The following is a 6,410-nucleotide window of genomic DNA, read 5'->3' as shown; positions in this document are numbered from 1 at the left end:
GAGATCGTCGACGCCAACTACCGCAACCGCGGCGAACTCCTCCTCCGACACCGCCACGACGGCGTCGACCTCCGCCTCGACTGGGCCCGGGAGGCGCTCGCCGCGATGGCTCGGCTGTGGCGCCGTCCCGTGCGACTGGATACGGTCCGCGATGGCCGGCCGGTGCGCCTCGGCCACGACGGGACCACGGCCGGCGAGGAGCCGCTGGAGAGCTCCGGGGGAGCGCGGAGCGCTGCGGGCTGATGCGCAAGGGCGCGTACGGGGAAACCGGCCGCTTCCGTCCGGTTCATTGACCTGGATCAGATTGACCGCATAATGGAAGGCGCGGTGCCCGCGCCGCGCGAGGGCGATCCCCATGAGCCTCCCGAGGCACCCCGGCAACGGCAGCAGGAAGACGAGCTGCTTTGCGTGCCAGAGCCGAGCCCGCTCGGAGTGGTGCGAGCTGAAGGACGACGACCTGGCGCTGCTCAATCAGGCCAAGACCGCCAATCTGTACGCCCCGGGACAGGTCATCTTCTACCAGGGAAATCCCTGCCTCGGCATCTACTGCGTCGAGGAGGGGACCGTCGCGCTGCGCAAGAGCGATGCCCACGGGCACTCCGTCATCTCGCGCCTGTACCACACCGGCAGCACCATGGGCTACCTCGAGTATTTCGCCGGGGAGCCCTACTCGGGAACGGCGGAGGCGCTGGTTCCGTCGCGGATCTGCTTCATCGACCGCGCGGCGGTCCGCCGCCTGCTCGAGCACAACCCGAACCTCGGCTTCCGGTTCCTCAGGCGGCTGGCGACCGACCTCCGCGATGCGGAACAAACGAAGCTCGACCTGGTCGCCCTCCCCCTGCGGGCCCGCCTCGCCCATCTCCTGCTGGTGCTGAAGGAACGGTTCGGCGAGGTGGACGAGGACGGCTCGATCTCCATCGAGCTGCCGATCTCGCGTCAGGACATCGCGGCTCTGCTCGGGGTCCGGCCCGAGAGCGTGTCCCGGTCGATCCGCCAGCTCGAGCAGGACCGGGTCGCCAAGTTCCACGGCCGCACCGTGATCGTTCCGGATCTCGATCCGCTCCTCGACGAACTCGAGACGAGCCGGGCTCGCTGAAGGATCGTCTCAGGCGAGCTGGTCCCAGCCTCTCACCGGGACGTCCGGAGAGCCGAGCAGCTTCCGGAGGCGAGGCTGCCCGGCGGCGAGGCTGCGCGGGATGAAGATCAGCTCCGCGTCGCTCCCGAGGGTGATCGTCGCCGGCGCGGGCCGGTCGAGGTCCGGCAGAGCGGGCAGGAGGAACGGGCCGCGTGAGGTGTCCGCGAATGGACGGGGCGTTTTCTCCCCCGGGGGGGCGACCTCGATCCGCGCGGCGGTGACCAGGAACAGGCCGGGAGGCTGGTGGCCGGCGTAGACGAGGACCTCCCCCCGGTGACCTTGGATCTCGACCACGTCGTCGATTTCGAGCAGCCGCGCCCGCATGCGCTCCCATCGGGCCGGGCTGCGGGTCTTCTGCGGCATGAGCACCTTCACCGCGGGACCGCCCGCCGAGCGGACGACACGCTACCGCAGCCGGCCGCCGGGGGGGATGGCTCGGGTCACAGACGGGGTTGACCGCCGTCAAACGGCCGGCGGTGAGACAGAGTTGGGGTGGGCGATGGGATTTGAACCCACGACAACCTGATCCACAGTCAGGGACTCTACCGCTGAGCTACGCCCACCACACTGTCCGTCGGGAGCCGCCGCGACCGCCCTGCGGGTAGCCGCCACCCGGGTGGCGCGCCCGGAGGGACTCGAACCCCCGACCCGCTGCTTAGAAGGCAGCTGCTCTATCCACCTGAGCTACAGGCGCTCGGTCCAGGGGCGCCTGCCCGGCATCGTCGGATGCCGTCGCGGCGCCGGGATGATAGCAGCAATCCCGCCGCTTTGCCTCGGGCGGGCTGGCGCGGCTGGCAGGATTCGAACCTGCGACCCCCAGCTCCGGAGGCTGGTGCTCTATCCACTGAGCTACAGCCGCGTGCGATCGGCCCGCCGGGACACACCCCTCGGCCCCGTGGCGAGCCGTCGGGACGTGGTCGGGGCGGACGGATTTGAACCGCCGACATCCTGCTCCCAAAGCAGGCGCGCTACCAGGCTGCGCTACGCCCCGCCGTCCGTCCGCCCGGTGGACCGCGCCGGCCCGCGAACGCCGGGCCCGCGCGGAGCCGGAATTCAAGCCCCGCCGAGGCGCGCGCATCCTAGCACCCGCGGCGGAAACCGGTCAAATCTGGCGCTTTTCGGCGAGCGCCCGGGCCACGCGGCGGTCGACGAGGTTCCCTTCGGCCAGCAGCCGCTGCCACCACGACCGGTGATCGCGGTACCAGCGTACGGTCGCGCGGAGGCCGTCCACCAGGTCGATCTGCGGCTGCCATCCCAGCTCCCGCCGGGCGCGTCCCGTGTCGACCGCGTAGCGCCGGTCGTGACCCGGCCGGTCGGTGACGCGCGTGATCGTCGCTCCCCGCGCTCCGGTCTCCTCCTCGACGATCCTGAGCACCAACCGAGCCATCTCGAGGTTGGGCCGGTCGCACCCGGTCCCGAAGTTGTAAACGCCCCCCGGCCGGCCCTTCTTCCAGGCGGCCGCGAGGCCGCGGCAGTGGTCTTCCACGTGCAGCCAGTCCCTCCGGTGCTGGCCGTCCCCGTAAATCGGGAGCGGCTCGCCCTCCATCGCCCGCACGATCATCAGCGGCAGGAACTTCTCGGGGAACTGGTAAGGACCGTAGTTGTTCGAGCAGCGGGTGATGACGACGTCGAGGCCATAGGTCCGGCGCCAGGCCCTGGCCAGCAGCTCGGCCGCCGCCTTGCTGGCCGCGTAGGGCGAGTTCGGCGCAAGGGGTGCGTCCTCCGTGAAGGGCGGGTCGGACGGATCGCCGAGCGCCCCGTACACCTCGTCCGTGGAGACCAGCACGACGCGGGCTCCGGCGGCCCTCGCCCACTCGAGAACCACCTGGGTGCCGAGGACGTTGGTCCGCACGAAGGAGCCGGGATCCTCGATGCTCCGGTCGACGTGCGTCTCGGCGGCGAGGTGGAACACGACCTCCGACCCCTCCGCCGCTTCCGCCACCGCCGCGGGATCGGCCACGTCACCGCGGACGAATCGGTACCGGGGACCGGGCTCGAGGTCGTCAAGATTCCCGCCGCGGCCGGCATAGGTCAGCAGGTCGAGATTCGTCACCACCGCGTCGGTTTCGGCCAGCAACCAGCGGATCAGGTTCGAGCCGATGAACCCGCATCCTCCGGTGACCAGCACCCGCGGGCCGCTCACCGGTCTCGCCGCTCCCAGTCGAAGGGGATCTCGTTGACGTGGGGGTCCAGCCGCTCCTCGTCCGGGTCGAGCGCGTCGTGCGCCCGATCGGTGAGGACGACGACGAGCGCCTCGCCCTCGCCCACCCCTTTGAGGCCGAACCAGACGCCCGGCGGGATCGTCAGTCGGAGCGGGCTCCGCTCGCCGATGAAGAACTCGTTGACCTCGCCCTCGGTGGGGGATCCCGGGCGCGCGTCGTACAGGCCGACGCGGACGGTACCCCGAACCGCGGCGAGGCAGTCGGTCCGCTCGCGGTGGCGCCGCCATCCCTTGATCGCGCCGCGATGCACCGTCGTCAGGTGGACCTGACCGAAGCGGGGAACCGCCGGATCGTCCTCCCGGAAGAGGGGGACCAGCCGTCCCCGCTCGTCCTCGTGCCCCTCGAGGCGCTCGACGCGGACGCCGTCGATCACCGCCCGCCTCCCGCCGCCGGCGCCGGATTCGGATCGAGCTTGTTCGCCCCGGTCTTCGCCACGAGCTGGTTGGCTCTCAGCAGCGAGTCGAACGTCCCCGCATCGGTCCACCATCCCTCGAGCACATCGTACTCCAGCTCCCCCCGGCGGAGATAGGCATTGTTCACGTCGGTGATCTCGTACTCTCCCCGGCCCGACGGCTCCAGGCCGTCGATGATGTCGAACACCTGGGAATCGTAGAAATAGAAGCCGGTGACCGCGTAGGGGGACTTCGGCACGCTCGGCTTTTCCTCGATGCGCGCGATCTTCCCGTTCTCGAGCACGGGAACGCCGAATCGCTGCGGGTCGGGAACCCGGCTGAGAACGATCCGCGCCCCGCGAGGCTGCGCGCGAAACGCGTCGGCCGCGGCACGCAGGTTCCTTTCGATGATGTTGTCGCCGAGCGCCACCGCGATGCGCCCGCCGCCCGCGAAGGAGCGCGCCAGGCGCAGCGCGTCCGCGATCCCTCCCTCGCCCTCCTGATACGCGTAGGTGATCGAACGCAGGCCCAGCTCTCTTCCGTCGCCGAGGAGTCTCATGAAGTCGCCCGCCGACGACCCCCCCGTGACGAGCAGGATCTCCTCCACGCCGATGTTCCGAAGCGCCTCGATCGGATAGAACACCATCGGCCGGTCGTAGACCGGCAGCAGATGCTTGTTCGTGACCTTCGTCAGCGGGTAGAGACGGGTGCCGAGACCGCCGGCCAAGACAACCCCTTTCATCCAGCAGACCTCCACAGGCCGCTCCCGGGCCGCCCCCTGCTTCCTCGCGGTTCCCGCCCCGCCGGGGCATTCTACCGGTTTTCCCCGGCGGACAGCCCTGCGGCGGGGCCGGAGCCGCCCATTGAGAATCTCGGGCGCCGGGCGCCGTCGCGCCCACCCCTCCGGTGAGCCGGAGCCGGCCGGGCCGGTATCCTGGAAGAACGGAAGGAGCTGCGATGGAAATCGCGCTGTGCGGACTCAACCGTGCCGGGAAGACCACCTTGTGGAGTCTCCTGACCGGGACGGCAGTCCCTCCGGGAGCTCCACCCGAAACGCGCCGGGGTGTGGCCCGAGTACCCGACCCCAGGCTCGAACGCCTGAGCGCGCTGTTCGAGCCGAAGAAAACGACGCCCGCCACGGTGGTCTACGTCGATCACGCGCCGGTCGAGCGCGGTGCCGGTGGACGAACGGACAACCCCCTCCTCGCCGACCTCCGCACGGCGGATGCGTTGCTGGTCGTCCTCCGGGCCTGGGACGATCCCACCGACCCGCATCCGGAGGGGACCATCGATCCCGCCCGGGATCTCGAGCTGGTCGAAACCGAGTTCCTCCTCGCCGACCTCGGCGTCGCGCAGCGGCGGCTCGAGAGGCTCGACGCGATGATCCGGAAGATGAACCGGCCCGAGGACAAGCGGGAACGGGAGCTGATCGGCCGGGTGGCGGAGGGGCTCGAGCAGGGGATGCCCGTCCGCGAAATCGTCACCGATCCGGATCAGCGCCGGCAGTTGCGCGGCTATGCCTTCCTCACGGCGAAGCCGCTCCTCGTCGCGGTGAACCTTCCGGAAGATCGGGCGGCCGACATCGGCGCCGGGCCGGAACAGCTCGGCCTGGCACGTCTGAGCGGGCGCGGGGAGTGCGAGGTCGTGTCGCTGTCGGCCAAGATCGAACAGGAGATCGCTGCCCTGCCCCCGGAGGATGCGAAGGCGTTTCGCGAGGACCTCGGCATCGCCGAGCCGGCGCTCGACCGCCTGATCCGCGCCTGCTACCGGCTTCTCGGGCGCATCTCTTTCTTCACCGTCGGTCCCGACGAGTGCCGCGCGTGGTCGATCCGGGCGGGGACCGCGGCCCGGGAGGCCGCAGGGGTGATCCACAGCGACCTCGCCCGGGGATTCATCCGCGCGGAGGTGGTTCCCTGGGACCGCCTGCTCGAGGCAGGGAGCCTCGCCGCGGCGAGGGAGCGCGGCTGGCTGCGCTTGGAGGGGAAGGAGTACGTGGTCCAGGACGGCGACGTGCTGCACGTCCGGCACTCTTCCTGACGGCAAGAGGAACTCTCTCGGGACGCCTGGCGCGAAGCCGCTGGCCCGCCCGGACTCGGCGGAACGAGGTGCCGATCGTCCGGAACGGCGATCTTCCGGGCGGTCGTCAATGGTCAGGGGCGCGCCTTCGACGGCGCGAACCGGCGCCCGACTCTACGGAGCACCCTGGGTTTTCGAAGATTCGGACGTGCTTCCTCGATGGTGCGAAACGCCGGGCAACTCACGAGCAACAGAAGACTTCCCCCGATCCCCGGCCATCGATCCGTACGAGACCGGATCCTCCGATCTCCAACGAGTTCGGTGGGCCGACGCACCATTGGGGACGCACCTTCCGAAGATTGCGCGGCCGCCACCGGCCGCTGCCCCCAACTCCTAAGCGCTCAACGGGTTGGGAGGAGTCGCGCGCCTGGGGGACGCACCTCCGTGCTGTCGATGGGCGGCCCTTCGAAGGCGTTTTCGGAACGAGATCGCTCGTCAGCCGGAAGGTGCTTCCTTCGCGGTGCGTTCTCGGCGCCGGTGCCCCGCTGGCACGATTCCTGACCGGACCGACGCGGCGGTGGCGTTCGCAGCCGCGGGAGCGGCACGGGGGCGGTGGGCCCGACACGGCGGCCGGGGGCCGAAGAG

At 70.5% G+C, this 6,410-nt stretch carries 7 protein-coding genes and 4 tRNA genes; 3 read left to right on the top strand and 8 right to left on the bottom strand.

Going from position 1 to position 6,410, the window contains the following annotated elements:
- Together D6718_06410 and D6718_06405 are read left to right on the top strand one after the other, a co-directional pair.
- Positions 1 to 243, top strand: a 243-nt coding sequence (locus tag D6718_06410) for a hypothetical protein (protein ID RMG45916.1), incomplete at its 5' end; no start/stop codon positions are given.
- 112 nt (positions 244 to 355) lie between these two features.
- Entirely contained in the window at positions 356 to 1,096 is a 741-nt protein-coding gene (locus D6718_06405) for a Crp/Fnr family transcriptional regulator (GenBank protein RMG45915.1), read from the top strand.
- 9 nt (positions 1,097 to 1,105) lie between these two features.
- Here D6718_06405 and D6718_06400 read toward each other — a convergent pair whose 3' ends face one another.
- The 8 genes from D6718_06400 to D6718_06365 all read right to left on the bottom strand — a co-directional run bounded on the left by D6718_06400 (position 1,106) and on the right by D6718_06365 (position 4,491).
- On the bottom strand, positions 1,106 to 1,510 hold the full coding sequence (locus D6718_06400) for a hypothetical protein (GenBank protein ID RMG45914.1): 405 nt from the start codon (positions 1,508 to 1,510) through the stop codon (positions 1,106 to 1,108).
- 113 nt (positions 1,511 to 1,623) lie between these two features.
- Positions 1,624 to 1,698 (bottom strand) — tRNA-His (locus D6718_06395).
- A gap of 54 nt (positions 1,699 to 1,752) precedes the next feature.
- A tRNA-Arg gene (locus D6718_06390) sits at positions 1,753 to 1,829 on the bottom strand.
- A gap of 89 nt (positions 1,830 to 1,918) precedes the next feature.
- Positions 1,919 to 1,994, bottom strand: a tRNA-Arg gene (locus D6718_06385).
- Between the two features lie 55 nt (positions 1,995 to 2,049).
- Positions 2,050 to 2,126: transfer RNA gene (locus D6718_06380), tRNA-Pro, on the bottom strand.
- Between the two features lie 111 nt (positions 2,127 to 2,237).
- On the bottom strand, positions 2,238 to 3,260 hold the full coding sequence (gene rfbB / locus D6718_06375; GenBank protein RMG45918.1) for a dTDP-glucose 4,6-dehydratase: 1,023 nt from the start codon (positions 3,258 to 3,260) through the stop codon (positions 2,238 to 2,240).
- A gap of 14 nt (positions 3,261 to 3,274) precedes the next feature.
- On the bottom strand, positions 3,275 to 3,844 hold the full coding sequence (locus tag D6718_06370; protein ID RMG45917.1) for a dTDP-4-dehydrorhamnose 3,5-epimerase: 570 nt from the start codon (positions 3,842 to 3,844) through the stop codon (positions 3,275 to 3,277).
- Positions 3,727 to 4,491 (bottom strand): spore coat protein, encoded by a 765-nt coding sequence (locus D6718_06365; GenBank protein RMG45913.1) that lies wholly within the window; start codon positions 4,489 to 4,491, stop codon positions 3,727 to 3,729. The genes D6718_06370 and D6718_06365 overlap by 118 nt, the downstream gene beginning before the upstream one ends.
- Before the next feature lie 215 nt (positions 4,492 to 4,706).
- On the opposite strand from D6718_06365, the gene ychF reads away from it, so the two are divergent.
- Positions 4,707 to 5,786, top strand: coding sequence for a redox-regulated ATPase YchF (gene ychF / locus D6718_06360; GenBank protein RMG45912.1), 1,080 nt, complete (start codon positions 4,707 to 4,709; stop codon positions 5,784 to 5,786).
- Positions 5,787 to 6,410: the final 624 nt, after the last annotated feature.

This window comes from Acidobacteriota bacterium, from assembly GCA_003696075.1.
In the GTDB taxonomy this organism is placed as follows: domain Bacteria; phylum Acidobacteriota; class Polarisedimenticolia; order J045; family J045; genus J045.
This window is presented reverse-complemented; position numbering and strand designations above follow the sequence as displayed.

Coding starts and splice junctions, on each gene's coding strand:
- D6718_06365 (RMG45913.1), bottom strand. CDS start 4,491: ATGAAAGGGGTTGTCTTGGCCGGCGGTCTCGGCACCCGTCTCTACCCG.
- D6718_06370 (RMG45917.1), bottom strand. CDS start 3,844: ATGGTGGACCGATGCGGGGACGTTCGACTCGCTGCTGAGAGCCAACCA.
- D6718_06405 (RMG45915.1), top strand. CDS start 356: ATGAGCCTCCCGAGGCACCCCGGCAACGGCAGCAGGAAGACGAGCTGC.
- ychF (RMG45912.1), top strand. CDS start 4,707: ATGGAAATCGCGCTGTGCGGACTCAACCGTGCCGGGAAGACCACCTTG.